Origin of the sequence: Nonomuraea spiralis (assembly GCF_014648435.1) — a bacterium.
Taxonomy (GTDB): domain Bacteria; phylum Actinomycetota; class Actinomycetes; order Streptosporangiales; family Streptosporangiaceae; genus Nonomuraea; species Nonomuraea spiralis.
In genome coordinates this window covers 130,621-147,910 of the sequence record NZ_BMRC01000016.1, presented here as the reverse complement: position 1 = coordinate 147,910, position 17,290 = coordinate 130,621, and the positions used below count along the sequence as shown (strand labels likewise).

Here is a 17,290-nt window from a genome sequence, read left to right as displayed (position 1 = left end):
GATGCCTCCCGGTCTGTTCGGTGTTCTTCTCCGCCCATGGTAGCCGCCACCAGGCTGATCGCTCGCGTCAATATCAGCCCGGCGGCCACGTCAGGCCACGCCCGCCGAGAACGTGGGCGTGCACGTGGAAAACGGTCTGGCCGGCGCCGGCGCCGGTGTTGAAGACGATGCGGTATCCGCCCTCGGCCACGCCCTCCTGGACGGCGACGGCGTGGGCGGCCTTGAGCACGTCGTCGGCGAGCCCGTCGTCGGCCGCGGCGAGGGCCGCCGCGTCGGCGTGATGGGCGCGCGGGATGACGAGCACGTGGGTCGGAGCCTGCGGGTTGATGTCGCGGAACGCCAGCGCCCTGGCGTTCTCATAGACGATGTCGGCCGGAATTTCCTTGGCCACGATTTTGCAGAAGAGGCAGTCGCTCACGGCAGTACTCTATCGAGAGCGACCGTTCGGCAGTCCGTTGCGAATCGGTAATCCGTGGTGTCGTGCGCCCGAAGATCCGCGCGGTTAGGGTGAGTATGCGACACTTCAGAGCAAAAAAGATGATTCAGGGTCGGGCGAACGCCACCTGGCGAGGGACACGACTGGGTAATGCACCCTAAGGAACCGGGGAAACCTTCAGAACCGGAAGAGCGTAAACCCTCTGGGAAGGCCGCGCGTCCCACTGATGTGACCACCGAAACCCTTCTGGCCGACAGGTCGATGGGGGCGGTGCCGGTCGGGTGGGATGCCGACATGGCCGTGACCGCGCTGTACAGCGCTCATTTTCGGTCATTGGTGCGTCTCGCGGTGTTGCTGGTGCGCGACATAGCAACCGCGGAGGAAGTCGTGCAGGACGCGTTCGTCGCCATTCATGGCGCCTGGCGCAGACTGCGTGACCCCGACAAAGCACTCGCCTACCTGCGTCAGTCTGTCGTCAACCGGTCCCGTTCCGTGCTGCGTCACCGCGCGGTCGTCGAGAAGTACGCCCCCAAGGGCCTGCCGGACGCCCCGAGCGCCGAGAACGGCGCGATCGGCGAGCTGGAACGCTCCGCCGTCATCGAGGCGTTACGCGCCCTGCCGACCCGACAGAGAGAAGCACTGGTTCTGCGTTATTACGGAGATCTGTCCGAGGCTGAGATCGCCCATGCCATGGGAATCAGCAAGGGCGCGGTCAAGAGCCACACCGCCCGTGGCATGGCCGCGTTGCGATCCGTCCTGGAGACGATGTCATGACCCAGCCCCCCGACGAGTACGGCGACGTCCTGCGCCGTGCGCTCCGTGCGGAGGCGGACGCGGTCGTGCCCTCGCCGGAAGGACTGCAGATCATCCGTGCCCGCATCGAGCGGCGCGGCGTCCGTAACCTGTTCTGGTGGCGCGCGGGCGCGGCGGCCGCCAGCGCCGTGCTGGTTGCGGGGACGATCGTGATGGTCGTTCCCGGGCTGCGCTCCCAGATCTTCGAGACCCCCGCCAACCTGATCGACAACTCGACCACGACCCCCGGCAACTCCTCGACCAGGCTGTCCACGCCGCCCAAGCCGCCCACGCGCAGCGCCGAGCCGCCGCCCGTGGTGGTCGTGCCGCCGAGCCACAGCGAGACCCACCGGCCCTCGGAGTCGGCCAGATCGACCCGGCAGCCCACGCCGTCGCCGACGCCGTCCCCGACGCCCTGCGCGAGCGGCGAGCCCGCCACCGACCAGGACTGCCCGGAGGTCACCCCGACGCCCACGCCGACGCCGTCGGAGGTGACGGACACGCCGACGACGACGTGCCCCGTCGACGAGTGCCCGCCGGAGGAGACGCCCACCGGGCCGAGCGACCTGAGCAGCCCGCTCGTCGGCGTGCCGCACACGACGCCCTGACGGCCGCGGCCTACCAGCGCCCGGTACGCGCGAGCAGCACGGCCGCCGCCGCCACCCCCGCCGTGGAGGTGCGCAGCACGGTGGGCCCGAGCAGCACGGGCACCGCCTTGGCCGCGACGAACCTGCGCAGCTCGTCCTCCGACACGCCGCCCTCGGGCCCCACGACGACCACGATGTCGCCGCCCGGCGGCAGTGCCACCCGCGACAGCGGCTCGACGGCCTCCTCGTGCAGCACCAGCCCCAGCGCCGCGTCGGCCAGCAAGCCCTCGACCCGCGCGGTGGAGGCCGGCTCGGTGACCTCGGGCAGGTGGAACCGGCGCGCCTGCTTGCCCGCCTCGCGGGCCGTGGAACGCCACCGGCCCAGCGCCTTGGCGACCTTGTCGCCCTTCCACTGCGTGATGCTGCGCGAGGCCGCCCAGGGCACGATCACGTCGACCCCGGCCTCGGTCATCATCTCGACGGCCAGCTCGCCCCGGTCGCCCTTGGGCAGCCCCTGCACGACGACCAGCCGCCGCGCGGGCGGCTCGACGGTGTAGCGGGCGAGCACGTCGAGCGTGAGCGCGTCCTTGAACACCTCGCGCACCACGCACTCGGCGACGTCGCCCGCGCCGTCGGTCAGATCGACCCGCTCGCCGGCGCGCAACCGCCGTACGGACGCGGCGTGCCGGCCCTCAGGGCCGTCGAGCGTCAGCTCGGAGCCGTTCAGGTCCTCGGCGAGGAACACGGGGACGGTCACGGCCGGCCGTCACCTGCCGTTGAAGGCGTCACGCAGGCGGGAGAAGAAACCCTGCTGGCCGGGCGCGAACTTGCCCGGCGGGCGCTCCTCGCCGCGCAGCCTGGACAGCTCGCGCAGCAGGTCTTCCTGCGGCTGGTCGAGCCGCAGCGGCGTCTCGACGTTGACGTGGATGAGCAGGTCGCCCCTGCCGGACTCGTTGAGGCGCTGCACGCCGCGCCCGTACATGGTGATGACCTGGCCGGACTGGGTGCCGGGGCGCACGTCGATCTCCTCGGAGCCGTCGAGGGTCTCCACGGCGAGGATCGTGCCGAGCGCGGCGGCCGTCATCGGGATCTGGACCGTGCAGTGGAGGTCGTCGCCGCGCCGCTCGAAGATCTCGTGGGCGCGCTCGACGATCTCCAGGAAGAGGTCTCCGGGGGGGCCGCCGCCGGGGCCGACCTCGCCCTCGCCGGCGAGCTGGATGTGGGTGCCGTCCTCGACGCCCGCGGGGATGCGGACCTTGATCGTACGGCGGGTGCGCACCCGGCCGTCGCCCGAGCACTCCTGGCAGGGGTGGCGGATGATGCTGCCGAAACCGCCGCACTGGGGGCACGGCCGCGAGGTCATGACCTGGCCCAGGAACGAGCGGGTGACCTGGGAGATCTCGCCACGCCCGTTGCACATGTCGCAGGTGTCGGGGTGGGTGCCGGGGGCCGCGCCGGCGCCGTGGCACACCTCGCACAACACGGCGGTGTCCACGACCAGCTCGCGGGTGGTGCCGAACGCCGTCTCGCGCAGGTCGAGCTCGACCCGGATGGTGGCGTTGCGGCCCCTCCTGGCGCGCGAACGCGGCCCGCGCGTGCCGCCCGCGGTGCCGAAGAAGGCGTCCATGATGTCGCTGAAGGGGAAACCGGCCCCGAAGCCTCCGGCGCCCGCGCCCGCACCGGCGCCGCCGCCGAAGGGGTCGCCGCCCAGGTCGTACATCTGGCGCTTGTTGGGGTCGGACAGCACCTCGTAGGCCTGCGTGATCTCCTTGAACCGCTCCTGGGTCTCAGGATCGGGGTTCACGTCGGGGTGCAGCTCGCGGGCGAGGCGGCGGTAAGCCTTCTTGATCTCGTCCTGACTGGCGTCACGGCGCACCCCGAGGGTGGCGTAGTAGTCGCTGTTTGCCACTTATCGACCTCTTAAGATGCAGCCAGGATCTGGCTGACGTAGCGTGCCACCGCGCGTACGGCGCCCATCGTCACGGGGTAGTCCATCCTCGTGGGACCCAGCACGCCGAGCCGGGCCAGTTGGTTGTCGCCAGAACCGTATCCGGTTGCGACGATGGACGTGCCCCGAAGGTAGGGGTTTTCCGAACCGATGCGCACGGTGAGCGCGGACGGGGTGTCTGTGGAAGTCTCGCCGAGCAGCCGCATGAGCACGACCTGCTCCTCCAGCGCCTCCAGCACGTCGCGCAGGCCGGTGGCGAAGTCGGCGCCCGCGAGATTGGCCGCGCCGGCGAACACGATCTTCTCATCGTGGCGTTCGACGAGGGTTTCGAGCAACACCGACAGGATCGTGGCCACGGCGGGGCGATCCTCGACGGGAAGCCGCTCGGGAAGGTCGGCGACCAGCTCGGGCACGTTGCTCAGCCCGCAGCCGTCGAGGCAGGCGTTGAGGACCGCGCGCAGGTGGGCGATGCGGTCGTCCTCCACCACCTCGGGCAGCTCGATCACGCGCTGCTCGACGCGCCCGGTGTTGGTGATCAGCACGAGCATGACGCGCCGGTCGTTGAGCGGGACCAGCTCGACGTGCCTGACCGTGGAGCGGGTCAGCGTCGGGTACTGCACGACCGCGACCTGCCTGGTGAGCTGCGCGAGCAGCCGCACGGTGCGGAAGACCACGTCGTCGAGGTCGACCGCGCCGGCGAGGAAGGTCTCGATCGCCCGCCGCTCGGCCCCCGACAGGGGCTTGACCTGCGAGAGCCGGTCGACGAACAGGCGATAGCCCTTGTCCGTCGGCACGCGGCCCGCGCTGGTGTGCGGCTGGGTGATGTACCCGTCCTCCTCCAGAGCGGCCATGTCGTTCCTGACCGTTGCCGGGGAGACCTTCAGATTGTGGCGCTCGGCCAGCGCCTTGGAGCCCACCGGTTCGTTGGTGGACACGTAGTCTTCGACAATGGCGCGGAGCACCGCAAGCTTCCGATCGTCGAGCACGTGCTCACCTCCTGCCTCTGCCTAACAGGGAAACGACAGGTCTAGCACTCCGTGTTCCCGAGTGCCAAGTGTACGGCTCTCGCCCACAAGGTGCGATAACACCGGGTCCCATCCTGTTGCTAGCGTCTTACAAGCGACAGGCCTCACACTTGCCGCATGACCGACAATTCCCAGCCCCCGCAGTACGGACCGCCCCAGGGGCAGGGTCCCTACTACGGTCAGAACCCCCAGTACGCCCAGCCCCAGCAGTACGGCCCGCCTCCCCAGTACCAGCAGCCTCCTCCCCAGTACGGCCCCCCACCCCAGTACAACCAGTACGGCCAGTACGGGCAACAGCCCCAGTTCCCGCCCAGGATCGACGGCAAGGCGATCAAGCCGCGCCTGTGGTGGATCGCGGTCGTGTGGGCCGTCGCCGTGGTGCTGGGCGTCGTGGGCGTGGTCGTGTTCGCGGGCGGCGTGCTGAGCAGCGTCTCCGACATGGCCCCGACGGCCACGTTCGCGTCCGGCGAAAGCGTGAAGGTGTCCCTCGACCCCGCCGAGCGCCCGGCCGTCTTCATCGCCACCGGGACGCGCGTCAACTACCAGTGCGAGATCTCCGGCGGTCCGTCCCAGGCCAAGCTCGTCAAGGTCAACGGCACCCAGACGGTCACCGCCGGCGGGAGCACCTGGCAGGAGATCCTCGCGGTCAACGCGCCCGCGAAGGGCGAGTACCAGCTGACCTGCGCCACGCAGGAGCAGGCGTCCGCCCGCTTCGGCGTCGGCCGTGACGTGCTCTCGGCCGCGGGCGGCATGTTCGGCGGCGTGGCCGCGCTGTTCCTGATCCCCGGCGCCGGCCTGCTCATCGGCATCGTGGGGACCGTCGTCGTCCTCGTCCGGCGCAGCGGCGCGCGTAAGCGCCTTGCGGTCAGCGGGTGATTTGCTACGGTCCCCGTGTGTACGAGGGTGATGTGCTGGCAGGCAATTGGCGGCGGCCGGGCAAGGGCAAGATCCCGAAGGTGCCCGCCGAACTCGACCTGGTCGTGGAGGACGCCGACAGCGGCTTCTGCGGCGCCGTGGTGGCCTGCGACAAGGAGGCCGTCACCCTTGAGGACCGGTTCGGCAAACGCCGCCTGTTCCCGCTGGCGCCGGCCGCGTTCCTCCTGGAGGGCAGGCCCGTGACGCTGGTGCGCCCGGCGCCCGCGGCGGCCCAGGCGGGGCCCCGGCGCAGCGCGTCCGGGTCCATCGCCGTGGAGGGGCTGCGGGCCCGGGTCGCCAAGGAGAGCCGGATCTACGTCGAGGGTGTGCACGACGCCGCGCTCGTGGAGAAGATCTGGGGCCATGACCTGCGCGTCGAGGGGGTCGTGGTCGAATATCTGGAGGGTGTCGACGACCTGCCCGCCATCGTGGCCGAGTTCGCCCCCGAGCCGGGCCGCAGGCTGGGCGTGCTGGTCGACCATCTGGTGCCGGGGTCCAAGGAGAGCCGGATCGCGGCGCGGATCACCTCGCCGCACGTGCTCGTCGTGGGCCACCCGTACATCGACGTCTGGCAGGCGGTCAAACCGTCTGTGCTGCGCATCCCGGCCTGGCCCGACGTGCCGCGCGGGGTGCCGTGGAAGGAGGGCGTGCTGGCCGCGCTGGGCTGGCGCATGGAGCCCGCGGACGCCTGGCGGCGCATCTTGGGCTCCGTCTCGTCCTACGCCGACCTGGAGCCGGAGCTGCTCGGCCGGGTCGAGGAACTGATCGACTTCGTTACGGAGGCAACATGAGCCAGGATCCGCAACCGCCGCCCGCCGACGACGACTCCCCCCGCCAGCCCCCGCCCTCGGACGTACCCGGCGGCCAGGGCTCCGGCCCCCAGCTCGGCTACGGCCAGCAGCCGGGTTCCCGGCCCGACTACGGCCCGCCGCCCGGTTCCATGCCGCCCCCGCCCCGGTACGTCCCCCCGCCGCCCGGCTACGGCCAGCCCCCGGGTTACGGCTACCCCGCCGCGGGGCCGTACGTGCCCGGCAGGTTCGGCCCGCGCCCCGGCAGCGACGACACCACGATGGCGATGCTCTCCCACCTGCTGGGCCTGCTGGTCTCGTGGGTCGGCCCGCTGATCATCTACCTGATGAAGAAGGACGAGTCCCCCTACGTCAGGGACCAGGCCGCCGAGGCCCTGAACTTCCAGATCACCATGTTCATCGGCTACATGATCGCGGGCGTGCTGACGGTCGTGCTGATCGGCCTGCTGCTGCTCCCGCTCGTGTGGATCGTGTCGCTGATCTTCCACATCCAGGCGGCCCTCGCCACCAACCGGGGCGAGAACTACCGCTACCCGTTCGCCATCCGCCTCATCACATGAGCTCGGTGATCAGGGCGTCGGCCAGCAGCCGCCCCTTGAGGGTGAGCACCATCCGTCCCGCCCTGAACGGCTCGGGCTCCAGCAGCCCGCGGGCCAGCGCGCTCGCCACGGACGTGCGCGCCCCGGGGGCCACCTCGGCCAGCGGGTAGCCCGAGACCAGCCGCAGCTCCAGCATCAGCCGCTCGGCGGCCCGGTCGGTGTCGGAGAGCACCTCGCGCGCGTGGGCGGGCGAGGTGCCCGCCGCCAGGCGCTGGGCGTAGGCGGCGGGATGCTTGACGTTCCACCAGCGGGTGCCGCCGACGTGGCTGTGGGCGCCGGGACCGGCCGCCCACCAGTCGCCGCCGGTCCAGTAGAGCAGGTTGTGCCGGCAGCGGGCCTGCTCGGACGTCGCCCAGTTGGACACCTCGTACCAGGAGAAACCGGCCTCGGTCAGCATCTCCTCGGCGATCAGGTAACGGTCGGCGGCCACGTCGTCGTCGGGCATCGGCAGCTCGCCACGCCGGATCCTGGCCGCCAGCCGGGTGCCGTCCTCCACGATCAGCGAGTACGCCGACACGTGGTCGGGCCCGGCCTCGATCGCGGCGGCCAGCGAGGCCCGCCAGTCGTCGTCGCTCTCGCCGGGCGTGCTGTAGATCAGGTCGAGGTTGACGTGCTCGAACCCGGCCGCCCGCGCCTCCTGCACGGCCCGCGCCGGCCGGCCCGGCGTGTGTGTCCGGTCGAGCACCCGGAGCACGTGCTCGCGCGCGCTCTGCATGCCGAAGCTCACCCGGTTGAAGCCGCCCTGGCGGAGCTTGTCGAGGTAGGCGGGGTCGACGGACTCGGGGTTGGCCTCGGTGGTGACCTCGGCGCCCGGCCGCAGCCCGAACTCGGCGTCGATCGCGGCCAGGATGCGCGACAGGTCCTCAGGCGGCAGCAACGTGGGGGTGCCCCCGCCGAAGAACACCGTCTCCACAGGCAGCTCGGCGTCGCCGAGCACACGCCGCGCGAGGCGCACCTCCTCGACGACCGTGTCGGCGTAGTCGCGGTGGGAGGCTCCGGGGCCTAGCTCGGAGGCCGTGTAGGTGTTGAAATCGCAGTAGCCGCAGCGGGTCACGCAGAAGGGCACGTGCACGTAGAAGCCGAACGGACGCTCGCCGAGGCCGCGCAGCGCGCTGCCGGGCAGCTCGCCGGATGCGGGCGCCGGGTCTCCGTCGGGCAGGGTGGATGGCACGTCATCCAGTGTGCCTGCTCACGGGGGTGCTCCGAGCCATCGAAGGAGGCGGCACATGACGGGCATCGGAATCGTGGGCACGGGGATCTCGGGGCTGACCCTGGCCCTGCGGCTGCAGCAGCTCGGCGTCGCGACCACGCTCTACAGCGAGGGCGACGCGGCCGGCCTGGGCCGGGGACGGCTGCCGAACACCGTCGGCAGAATGGCCCGCGCGCAGGCCCATGAACGGGAGCTGGGCAGCCTGCACTTCCTCGACCCCGGCTGCCTGCTGACCAGCGGCAGGCTCTCGGTCAAGGGGGATCCGCCGCTGGAGTTCACCGCCCGCGTGGCGGAGCCGTTCCACGCGGTCGACTTCCGGCTGCTGCTGCCGGCGCTCATGGACGACTACACGGCCAGGGGCGGCCGGCTGGTCGTCGATCCCGTCCCGCCGGACGCGGAACGGGTCGAGCGCTGGTCGCGCGGGCACGAGCTGATGGTGGTGGCCACCGGGCGGCGCTCGGTGAGCGAGTTGTTCCCGCGCGATCCGGCCTGGTCGCCGTACGAGGCGCCGCAGCGGATCCTGGCCGCCGGGCTGTTCCACGGGTTCGACCCGGGCCCGGCGTTCGGCTTCAACATCTCACCCGGCTGCGGCGAGATCCTGAGCATGTCGATGATGACGCGGGCGGGCCTGGTGCCCGGCATCCTGGTCGAGGCGATCCCGGGCGGGCCGCTCGAAGCGATGGCGCGGGTGCCCGCCGCCGGGTTCTGCCAGGCGCTGCTCGCCCTGCTCCCCGAGCACGCGCCGCGCCTGGCCGAGCTGATCGATCCCGCCGCGTTCGAGCTGCTCGGGCCGGACGACCTGCTCCAGGGCGCCATCACGCCGGTCGTGCGCGAGGCGGTGGCCGAGCTGCCCGGCGGCGGCGTCGCGCTGGCGATCGGCGACGCCTGGATCGCCAACGACCCGATCACCGGGCAGGGCGCGAACCTGGGCTCGGCCTGCGCCTGGATCGCGGCCGACGCCATCGCGGCGGGCGGGCCGTACGACGCGGCGTTCGCGCGGGCCACGGTCCGGCGTATGTGGGCGATGGCCGAGCCGGTCACCTCCTGGACGAACGCCTTCCTGCGGCCGCCGGCGGAGCACGTCACCGCCCTGCTCGTGGCCGCCTCGACCAGGCCGGACGTGGCCGAGCTGGTGCTGTCGCTGTTCGGCGATCCGGTACGCGCGTGGGAGCTGCTGTCGAGCGCCGAGGAGGTCGCGCGGGTCGTTGACGGGGTGGGGTGACGGTTCTACGATCGCGTCAACTTATAGGAAAGTTTCTTATAAGTTCACCCCCCAGGAGCGCCCGTGAAGAAGATCGCCCTCGCACTCTCGCTCTTACTCGGGCTCACGGCGGTATCCGTGCCCGCCGAGGCCCACTCCCCCTTCAAACGGGTCGCCTATTTCATCCAGTGGGGCGTGTACGGCCGCAATTACCACGTCAAGGACCTGGACGCCAGCGGCGCCGCCGCCAAGCTCACCCACCTCAACTACGCCTTCGGCTTCGTCAACGCCGAGGGCTCGTGCTACTCGGCCGACCCGTGGGCCGACTGGCAGCGTCCCGTACCGGCCGAGCAGAGCGTGGACGGCGTCGCCGACCAGCCGGGCCAGGCGCTCAACGGCAACCTCAACCAGCTGCGCAAGCTGAAGGCCAAGCACCCCGGGCTCAAGGTGCTCATCTCGCTGGGCGGCTGGACCGGGTCCAAGTACTTCTCCGACGCCGTGCTCACCCCCGAGTCCCGCGCCACGCTGGCGCGGTCGTGCGTGGACCTGTGGCTGCGCGGCAACCTGCCCGGCCTGGAGCCGGGCACGGGCGCCGGCGTGTTCGACGGCATCGACCTGGACTGGGAGTGGCCCGGCTCGGCGGGCAACGACGGGAACGTGGTCAGGCCCGAGGACCGGCGCAACTTCACGCTGTTCGTCGAGGAACTGCGTGCCCAGCTCCGGGCCTTCTCCGCGGGCTCCCAGCTCACGGCGTTCCTGCCGGCCGCCGCCGCGAAGATCGACGCCGGGTTCGAGGTGCGGCGCGTGTTCCGGTCGCTCGACTTCGCCACCGTCCAGGGATACGACCTGCACGGTACGTGGGAGCCGCGGACCGGGCACAACGGGAACCTGTTCACCGACCGGCGCGACCCGAACCCGGTGAAGTACAGCGTGGACCAGACCGTCCGCGACTTCCTGTCGCGCGGGGCGCCCGGTCGCAAGATCGTCGTGGGCGTGCCCGCGTACGGTCAGGGGTGGACCGGCGTGACCGGCGGCGGCAACGGCCTTTACCAGCCGGCGACCGGGCCGGCGGCGGGCAAGTGGGGACCGGGCACCGAGGACTACAAGGACCTGGCGGCCAAGCCGGGCAAACGCTACCGCGACCTGCGCACCGGGGCGATGTGGCTGTACGACGGCAACGAGTTCTGGTCCTACGACGACCCGGCGTCGCTGCTGGAGAAGGCGGCCTACATCCGGCTCAAGGGGCTCGGCGGGTCGATGATGTGGTCCATCGACCAGGACGACGCCCGCGCCTCCCTCACCTCGGCGCTGTACTCCGTCCTGCGCTGACCGGCCCCCTCCGGCCCGCCCCTGCGCCTCGCCTCGCCTCGGGAGGGGGGAGGCGGGCGGTGTCGGCTCCCTCCGCTCGAAAACCCTCCGGCCCGCCCCTGAGCTCTGCTCGGGAGGCGGGTGGAGCGGGCTAGGTGGTTGCCCGGCCGGTGCGTTCGGCCATCCGGTCCCATTCGGGGTCGTGCCCGGGGACCGCGAGGATCCGGGCGAGCGCCTCGTCGTCGCCGTGGCGGGCGCGGAAGACGTCCGCCACGGTCATCCCGGTCTCCGGCCGCGAGACGATCTCCACCTCGTCGCCCACGCCCAGCTCACCCAGCTCCACCACCGCCAGGTACGCCCCCGGCCTGGCCGCGCGGGTGAAGCGCTTGAGCCAGCCCGGCTCGTCCATCCAGTTGCGGAACACCACGCACGGCGTGCGCGGCCCGGTCACCTCCAGCAGAGCCCCGCCGACACGCCACCGCTCGCCCACGAGGGCGCCGTTGACGTCGAGGCCGGCGGTGGTCAGGTTCTCCCCGAAGCGGCCGTGGCGCAGGTCGCGGCCCAGCTCGCCCTGCCACCAGTCGTAGTCCTCGCGGGCATAGGCGTAGACGGCATGGCCGGGGGCGCCGTGGTTGGGGGTGTCGGCCCGTTCGTCGCCGGTGAGCCCGTTGCGCAGCACCTGCACCCGATGGGCCACCGGCTGCTTGTCGATGGCCGTACGGCCGAGTTTGCCGGCCCATTCGGCGTCGACCGACTTCCCGACGTTGACGGAGAGTATGTGCATGTCGTGACGGTAACCGACAAAGAAGGGCGGAGTGCACCGATATTTCCGCCTTTCTGGAGAAGTCTGCGACGTTCCCCGTCACCTCCGGTTGAGCTGGGAGTCGGCGTCGAGCTCGGCCAGCTGTAACAGGGTCTCCAGCGCCGCCTGCCTGGTCTCCTCGACCGAGTCGCCGCGTTCGCCGAAACACTCGGCCGCGACGTCGAGCAGCGCCGTCACCACGGCCGCGTCGGGATAGGGCACGTCGACCACCACCTTGCCGTCTCCGCCCACCTCGGCGGGCCTCAGGTGAAGCCGCAGCAACCGCCTGGTCTCCTCCGCCACGGCCACCCCCAGCACAGCGGCACGCTCGAATCGCTCAGAAGCAATCACGTCACCCTCCAGTAGCACTGGTGTTCGGGAACAGCAAAACTAGCGATCGCCACCGACAGAATCGGCGAACAGCGAGCGTGCGGCGGGTGGGCGGTGGGGGGCGGCAGTTGCGGGCGGGCGTTGGGGGGCGGCCGTTGCGGGCGGCGCGGGCGTGCGGCGGGTGGGCCCCTCGCGGCGAGCGCGGGTGGGTGGCCGTCGCGGCGCGGGTGGGCGGGTGAGTGGCTACGCTCGAACGATGAGCAGCTTGATCGTCGATGTCGCGGGCCTCACGGTCGAACTCGGGGCCAATCCGGTGTTGCGCGACCTGGAACTGGCCGTCGAGCAGGGTGAGATCGTGGCGGTGGTGGGGCCGAACGGCTCGGGCAAGTCCACGCTGCTCCGCTGCCTGGCCGGGCTCCAGCCCCCCACGTCCGGGACGGTGCGGGTGTTCGGCGCCGAGCCCGCCGACGACGCGGCCTTCTGGCGCAGCGTCGCGCTGCTCGGCGACGAGCCCGCCTGGTATCCGGGGCTGACGGCGCGTGAGCATCTGGAGCTCATGGGAGCGGTGCACGCCGAGGCGCGCATGACGGTCGAGTCGGCGCTGGAGGTGTTCGCGCTGGCCGAACGGGCCGACGCGCCGCCACTCAACCTGTCCACGGGCCAGCGACAGCGCCTCTGCCTGGCCGCCACGCTGCTCAGGCCCAGCACGCTGCTCCTGCTGGACGAGCCCGAACGCGGCCTCGACGCCGGCTTCCGCGTCCGCCTCGCGCGGCTCCTGGAGGAGTACGCCGACGAGGGCGGCACCGTCGTGATGGCCACCCACGACGAGACCCTCGCCGGGGCCGCCCGCCAGGTCTCCCCCACCGGGGTGACCGCATGACGCACCCCGACGCGGCCGGAGCGGGTGGGGACGTGCCGAGCGTGCCGAGCGTGCGGGCGGTGCGGGCGTTCGTACGGGCGCGGGGCCGGGCTCCCGCCGGGCTGATCGATCGCTACGTCTCGGTGTTCGGCCTGTGCATGCTGGCCGCCGTCCTGGGGCAGCCGCTGTCCACGGTGCTGGCGGGGCTGGAGGGGGCGGTGGCGCCGGGCCGTACGGGCGCGGGGATCGCCCTGGTGCTGCTGGCCTTCGCGGGCTGCCTGGCCGTCGCGCGGATGGCGGGGCCGGTGATGATGCCGGCGGCGGAAGCGTCCTGGTTGCTGATGTCGCCGCTGAACCGGCGGCACCTGCTGGGCCGTACGGGACGGGTGCTCATGGTCGTCGCCCTGGTCGCGGGGCTGCTGCTCGGGCTGGGGTTGCTCGCGGCGCTCGGCGCGCCCGGCGACCTCGTGTGGCGGCTGCTCGGCGCGCTGGCGCTGGGCGTGGCGGCGAGCGTGGCGGGCATGGCGCTGGCGATGCTCTCCCAGGCGTCCCAGACCTGGCACGTCTGGCTGACCGGCGTACTGGCCGCGCTTCTCGTACTGGCCGTGGTCGCCGTCAGCGGCCAGGCCCGTACGGTGCTCGCCGCCGCCGCGAACGCCCCCCTGCCCGCGCTCGCCGCCACGGCGTCGGCCATGGCCGCGCTCGCCGCGGTCCTGGCCCGTCGCGCCTGGAAGGCGCTGGCCACCATCCCCACCCGCCTGCTGCTGACCGCCTCCACCCGCGCCGGGCACGTCGCCGACGCGGCCGTCACCCTCGATCCGGGGGCGCTCACCTGGATCGCCGAGGACAACCACTGGCGGGCCAGGAAGCTCAGCTCACGGCGCTGGCCGGCCCTGCCCGCGCCGCTCGCACCGGCCCGGCCTCGCCTGGCCGCGCCGCTCGCGCTGGCCTGGTCCGACTGGGTGCGGCTCGGCCGCAGGCCCTGGCGGCTGGCGGCGACGGTCGCCAGTGCGGCGTTGCCCGCGGTGTTCGCCCAGGCGGGCGGCGCTCCCGTGGCGCTCGCGCTGGCCGTGCTCGGCGGCGGGCTGGCCGTGGCGGCCTCCGGCACGTCCGGCGCGCGCCGGGATGCCGACAACCCCGCCCTGGCCCGCCTCGCCGGCGTGGGCCGGCGTCCGGCGCTCGCGGCGCGCGCGCTGCTGCCCGCGCTGCTGGGCGGTACGTGGGCGGCCCTGGCCCTGGCCGGCGTGGCGGCGGCGGGCGGCCTGCCGCCGGGAACGTGGTGGTTCGGCCTGCTTTCCGCCCCCGCGCTCGCGGCCGGGGCGCTGCGGATGGCCAGGAGGGGCCCGGTCGACCATTCGATGCCGGTCATCGACACCCCCGGCGGCGCGATCCCGACCGGCCCGGTGATGTGGGCCGCGACGGGCGCCGACCTGGCGCTGATCGGCTCCCTGCCCGCGGTGGTCGCGCTGGCCACCGGACCGGCCGAGCCGGGCGCGTTCCTGGCGGCGCAGGCGCTGACGGGCCTGACGGCGCTGGCGAGCGTCCTGCTGAGGTCACGCCCGGACGCGAGATCACGTCCGGACGCGAGGTGAGCCTCAAGGCGAGGGCACGCCCGGACGCGCGGTCGCGGCCTTCGGGCGGTCAGGCGACGTAGAGGTCGCTCGGGACGCCCCCGTACGGGATCGTGCGCGTCCTGTGCAGCCCCGCCCTCTCGGCCACCCGGCGGGAGGGCGCGTTCGCGTCGCCGATCACCGCCACGACGGTGCCGAGGCCGCGCCCGACGCGCAGGGCCGCCCTGGCGAGTTCGACCGCGTACCCGTGGCCCCAGGCGTCGGGGCGGAATCGGTAGTAGAGGTGGAGGGCGTCCGTACCCTCGATGGCGGCGTGCCGGATCCCGCCGATGCCGAGCACCCGCGACTGCCCCGCCAGGCGGGCGGCCCAGTAGCCGATCCCGGTCTCGTCCCAGTCGGCCAGCCACAGGTCCAGCATGGCCCGGCTGGCCTCCAGGTCGACGGTGGGGCCGGCGGAGTTGTAGAGGTTCGTCCGCGGATCGGCGTGGATCTCGTGCACGGCTTGGAGGTCCTCCGGGCGTACCCGGGAGAGGACCATCCGTTCCGTGTGCACCACTTCCATACCTTCAGGGTAGCTTCTTCGATCGCTAGGCTATCGGCAGCGATCGATGAGCGATGAGGAGCGTCGATGGACATCGCCCGCGTACAGGCGTCGTTGCGGCTCATGGCGCGCGGTCTGGAGGAGCTGGCCGCCGCGCTGGGGGACGAGGAGGCGGGCGAGGCCGAGCGTACGGCTCGGGTCATCGCCGAATGGGGCCGTCGCGGCCTCACCCAGCAGGAGGCGTCGGCGCTGTTCCGGCGGCACGGGTTCGCCCCCCAGACCACCGGCGGCTGGGCCCGCAGTGACTGGGTGGAGCTCGGCGAGGACGGCCTGCGTCACCTCACCGCCAAACCGCACGCCTGGCTGGAGGAACGACCATGACCTCCCCGGCGCGTGGCGGCGGCCCGACGGACCCGCGAACCCGCCACCCGGCCTGACGGACCCGCGGACCGGCCGCGCCGGTGCCGTGCCGAGCATGAAGCGCCCGCGGACAGCTCAGGCGTCCGCGGGCGTTCCGGGGTTACTTCTTGGTCTTGTCGGCGGCGGCGCTGGAGTCGGTGGACAGCGCGGCGACGAATGCCTCCTGGGGCACCTCGACGCGGCCGACCATCTTCATCCGCTTCTTGCCTTCCTTCTGCTTCTCCAGCAGCTTCCGCTTACGGGAGATGTCACCGCCGTAGCACTTGGCCAGGACGTCCTTGCGGATGGCCCGGATGTTCTCGCGGGCGATGACCCGGGCGCCGATGGCGGCCTGGATCGGCACCTCGAACTGCTGGCGCGGGATCAGCTCGCGCAGCTTCTTGGCCATGTCGACGCCGTAGGAGTAGGCCTTGTCCTTGTGGACGATCGCGCTGAAGGCGTCGACGGCCTCGCCCTGGAGCAGGATGTCCACCTTGACCAGCTCGGCCTCCTGCTCGCCGGCGGGCTCGTAGTCGAGCGAGGCGTAGCCGCGGGTGCGCGACTTGAGCTGGTCGAAGAAGTCGAAAATGATCTCGCCGAGCGGCAGCGTGTAGCGGATCTCGACGCGGTCCTCCGACAGGTAGTCCATGCCGAGGAGCTGGCCGCGCCGGCCCTGGCAGATCTCCATGATCGCGCCGATGAACTCGGCGGGCGCGAGGATGGTGGACTTGGTGACCGGCTCGAAGACCTGTGCGATCTTGCCGCCCGTGGGGAACTCCGACGGGTTGGTGACCGTGAGCTCCTTGCCGTCCTCCATGACCACGCGGTAGACCACGTTGGGCGCGGTGGAGATCAGCGACAGGCCGAACTCGCGCTCCAGCCGCTCCCGCACGATCTCCATGTGCAGCAGGCCGAGGAAGCCGACGCGGAAGCCGAAGCCCAGCGCGGCCGAGGTCTCCGGCTCGTAGACCAGCGCGGCGTCGTTGAGCTGGAGCTTGTCCAGCGCCTCGCGCAGCTCGGGATATTCGTCGCCGTCGATCGGGTAGAGCCCGGAGAACACCATCGGCTTGGGGTGCTCGTAGCCGGCCAGCATGTCCTTGGCCGACTTGACCGAGGAGGTGACGGTGTCACCCACACGCGACTGGCGCACGTCCTTCACGCCGGTGATCAGGTAGCCCACCTCGCCGACGCCCAGGCCACGCTCGGAGGGCTTGGGCTCGGGCGAGATGACGCCGATCTCCAGCGTCTCGTGGGTGGCGTTGGTGGACATCATGAGGATGCGCTCGCGCTTGCTCAGATGGCCGTCGATGACCCGGACGTACGTCACGACGCCGCGGTAGGTGTCGTAGACGGAGTCGAAGATGAGCGCCCGCGCGGCGGCGTCGGCCTGGCCCACGGGCGCGGGAACGGTCTGCACCACGTGGTCGAGCAGCTCGCGTACGCCCACGCCGGTCTTTCCCGACACCTTGAGCACGTCGGACGGGTCGCAGCCGATCAGCCCGGCCAGCTCCTCGGCGAACTTCTCCGGCTGCGCCGCGGGCAGGTCGATCTTGTTGAGGACCGGGATGATGTGCAGGTCGGCGTTCATGGCCAGGTAGAGGTTGGCCAGGGTCTGCGCCTCGATGCCCTGCGCGGCGTCGACCAGCAGGATCGCGCCCTCGCACGCCTGGAGGGACCGGGAGACCTCGTAGGTGAAGTCGACGTGCCCGGGAGTGTCGATCATGTTGAGGACGTGGCCGTCCCACGGCAGCCGCACGGCCTGCGACTTGATGGTGATGCCGCGTTCGCGCTCGATGTCCATCCTGTCGAGGTATTGGGCGCGCATGGAGCGCTCGTCGACCACACCGGTGATCTGCAGCATCCGGTCGGCAAGGGTCGACTTGCCATGGTCGATGTGCGCGATGATGCAGAAGTTGCGGATCAACGCGGGGTCGGTCTGGCCAGGCTGAGTGCGCACC

General features: G+C 71.9%; 19 protein-coding genes. 10 read left to right on the top strand and 9 right to left on the bottom strand.

Annotated elements, in window-relative coordinates:
- Window positions 1-73 precede the first annotated feature (73 nt).
- The gene (locus tag IEZ27_RS33725) at window positions 74-418 is read right to left on the bottom strand and encodes a histidine triad nucleotide-binding protein (protein WP_189650953.1); all 345 of its coding nucleotides are present in this window, start codon (window positions 416-418) and stop codon (window positions 74-76) included.
- Between the two features lie 279 nt (window positions 419-697).
- Here IEZ27_RS33725 and IEZ27_RS33720 point away from each other — a divergent pair, with 279 nt between their 5' ends.
- Entirely contained in the window at window positions 698-1,210 is a 513-nt protein-coding gene (locus IEZ27_RS33720; protein WP_125633878.1) for a SigE family RNA polymerase sigma factor, read from the top strand.
- Entirely contained in the window at window positions 1,207-1,836 is a 630-nt protein-coding gene (locus IEZ27_RS33715; RefSeq protein ID WP_189650952.1) for a hypothetical protein, read from the top strand. The genes IEZ27_RS33720 and IEZ27_RS33715 overlap by 4 nt, the downstream gene beginning before the upstream one ends.
- Window positions 1,837-1,846: 10 nt before the next feature.
- On the opposite strand, the gene IEZ27_RS33710 is transcribed toward IEZ27_RS33715, so the two are convergent.
- Genes IEZ27_RS33710 through hrcA form a run of 3 tightly spaced genes read right to left on the bottom strand, consistent with a single transcriptional unit; the run spans window position 1,847 to window position 4,749 of the window.
- Window positions 1,847-2,572 (bottom strand): 16S rRNA (uracil(1498)-N(3))-methyltransferase, encoded by a 726-nt coding sequence (locus tag IEZ27_RS33710; protein WP_189650951.1) that lies wholly within the window; start codon window positions 2,570-2,572, stop codon window positions 1,847-1,849.
- Between the two features lie 9 nt (window positions 2,573-2,581).
- Window positions 2,582-3,724 carry a molecular chaperone DnaJ gene (gene dnaJ, locus IEZ27_RS33705; RefSeq protein ID WP_189650950.1) on the bottom strand — a complete coding sequence of 381 codons (1,143 nt, stop codon included), beginning with the start codon at window positions 3,722-3,724 and terminating at the stop codon, window positions 2,582-2,584.
- Window positions 3,725-3,735: 11 nt separating this feature from the next.
- Window positions 3,736-4,749 carry a heat-inducible transcriptional repressor HrcA gene (hrcA, locus tag IEZ27_RS33700; RefSeq protein WP_189650949.1) on the bottom strand — a complete coding sequence of 338 codons (1,014 nt, stop codon included), beginning with the start codon at window positions 4,747-4,749 and terminating at the stop codon, window positions 3,736-3,738.
- Between the two features lie 156 nt (window positions 4,750-4,905).
- On the opposite strand from hrcA, the gene IEZ27_RS33695 reads away from it, so the two are divergent.
- Genes IEZ27_RS33695 through IEZ27_RS55095 form a run of 3 tightly spaced genes read left to right on the top strand, consistent with a single transcriptional unit; the run spans window position 4,906 to window position 7,072 of the window.
- Complete coding sequence (locus tag IEZ27_RS33695; protein ID WP_229824585.1) at window positions 4,906-5,664, top strand: hypothetical protein; 759 nt, start codon at window positions 4,906-4,908, stop codon at window positions 5,662-5,664.
- Window positions 5,665-5,681: 17 nt separating this feature from the next.
- A complete protein-coding gene (locus IEZ27_RS33690) occupies window positions 5,682-6,494 on the top strand; it encodes a DUF3097 domain-containing protein (RefSeq protein ID WP_125633387.1) in 813 nt (270 codons plus the stop codon).
- Window positions 6,491-7,072 (top strand): DUF4870 domain-containing protein, encoded by a 582-nt coding sequence (locus tag IEZ27_RS55095; RefSeq protein WP_189650948.1) that lies wholly within the window; start codon window positions 6,491-6,493, stop codon window positions 7,070-7,072. The genes IEZ27_RS33690 and IEZ27_RS55095 overlap by 4 nt, the downstream gene beginning before the upstream one ends.
- Here the strand turns inward: IEZ27_RS55095 and hemW are convergent.
- The gene (gene hemW, locus IEZ27_RS33680) at window positions 7,065-8,282 is read right to left on the bottom strand and encodes a radical SAM family heme chaperone HemW (RefSeq protein WP_189650947.1); all 1,218 of its coding nucleotides are present in this window, start codon (window positions 8,280-8,282) and stop codon (window positions 7,065-7,067) included. The genes IEZ27_RS55095 and hemW overlap by 8 nt on opposite strands.
- 55 nt (window positions 8,283-8,337) lie before the next feature.
- Here hemW and IEZ27_RS33675 point away from each other — a divergent pair, with 55 nt between their 5' ends.
- Together IEZ27_RS33675 and IEZ27_RS33670 are read left to right on the top strand one after the other, a co-directional pair.
- The gene (locus tag IEZ27_RS33675; protein ID WP_189651006.1) at window positions 8,338-9,543 is read left to right on the top strand and encodes a styrene monooxygenase/indole monooxygenase family protein; all 1,206 of its coding nucleotides are present in this window, start codon (window positions 8,338-8,340) and stop codon (window positions 9,541-9,543) included.
- A 63-nt stretch (window positions 9,544-9,606) separates the two neighbouring features.
- Complete coding sequence (locus tag IEZ27_RS33670; RefSeq protein WP_189650946.1) at window positions 9,607-10,851, top strand: glycoside hydrolase family 18 protein; 1,245 nt, start codon at window positions 9,607-9,609, stop codon at window positions 10,849-10,851.
- 130 nt (window positions 10,852-10,981) lie between these two features.
- On the opposite strand, the gene IEZ27_RS33665 is transcribed toward IEZ27_RS33670, so the two are convergent.
- Together IEZ27_RS33665 and IEZ27_RS33660 are read right to left on the bottom strand one after the other, a co-directional pair.
- The gene (locus IEZ27_RS33665) at window positions 10,982-11,614 is read right to left on the bottom strand and encodes an MOSC domain-containing protein (RefSeq protein ID WP_189650945.1); all 633 of its coding nucleotides are present in this window, start codon (window positions 11,612-11,614) and stop codon (window positions 10,982-10,984) included.
- A gap of 78 nt (window positions 11,615-11,692) precedes the next feature.
- On the bottom strand, window positions 11,693-11,983 hold the full coding sequence (locus IEZ27_RS33660; RefSeq protein WP_125633399.1) for a hypothetical protein: 291 nt from the start codon (window positions 11,981-11,983) through the stop codon (window positions 11,693-11,695).
- Between the two features lie 235 nt (window positions 11,984-12,218).
- On the opposite strand from IEZ27_RS33660, the gene ccmA reads away from it, so the two are divergent.
- Both ccmA and IEZ27_RS33650 read left to right on the top strand, forming a co-directional pair.
- Window positions 12,219-12,842 carry a heme ABC exporter ATP-binding protein CcmA gene (gene ccmA / locus IEZ27_RS33655; RefSeq protein WP_189650944.1) on the top strand — a complete coding sequence of 208 codons (624 nt, stop codon included), beginning with the start codon at window positions 12,219-12,221 and terminating at the stop codon, window positions 12,840-12,842.
- Entirely contained in the window at window positions 12,839-14,413 is a 1,575-nt protein-coding gene (locus IEZ27_RS33650) for a DUF6297 family protein (protein ID WP_189650943.1), read from the top strand. Before ccmA ends, IEZ27_RS33650 begins: the two co-directional genes overlap by 4 nt.
- Before the next feature lie 49 nt (window positions 14,414-14,462).
- Here the strand turns inward: IEZ27_RS33650 and IEZ27_RS33645 are convergent, their stop codons facing one another.
- Window positions 14,463-14,954, bottom strand: coding sequence for a GNAT family N-acetyltransferase (locus IEZ27_RS33645; protein WP_229824584.1), 492 nt, complete (start codon window positions 14,952-14,954; stop codon window positions 14,463-14,465).
- A 66-nt stretch (window positions 14,955-15,020) separates the two neighbouring features.
- Between IEZ27_RS33645 and IEZ27_RS33640 the strand changes: the two genes are divergently transcribed.
- On the top strand, window positions 15,021-15,314 hold the full coding sequence (locus tag IEZ27_RS33640; RefSeq protein ID WP_189650942.1) for a hypothetical protein: 294 nt from the start codon (window positions 15,021-15,023) through the stop codon (window positions 15,312-15,314).
- Between the two features lie 139 nt (window positions 15,315-15,453).
- Here IEZ27_RS33640 and lepA read toward each other — a convergent pair whose 3' ends face one another.
- On the bottom strand, window positions 15,454-17,289 hold the full coding sequence (lepA, locus tag IEZ27_RS33635; RefSeq protein ID WP_189650941.1) for a translation elongation factor 4: 1,836 nt from the start codon (window positions 17,287-17,289) through the stop codon (window positions 15,454-15,456).
- Window position 17,290: the final 1 nt, after the last annotated feature.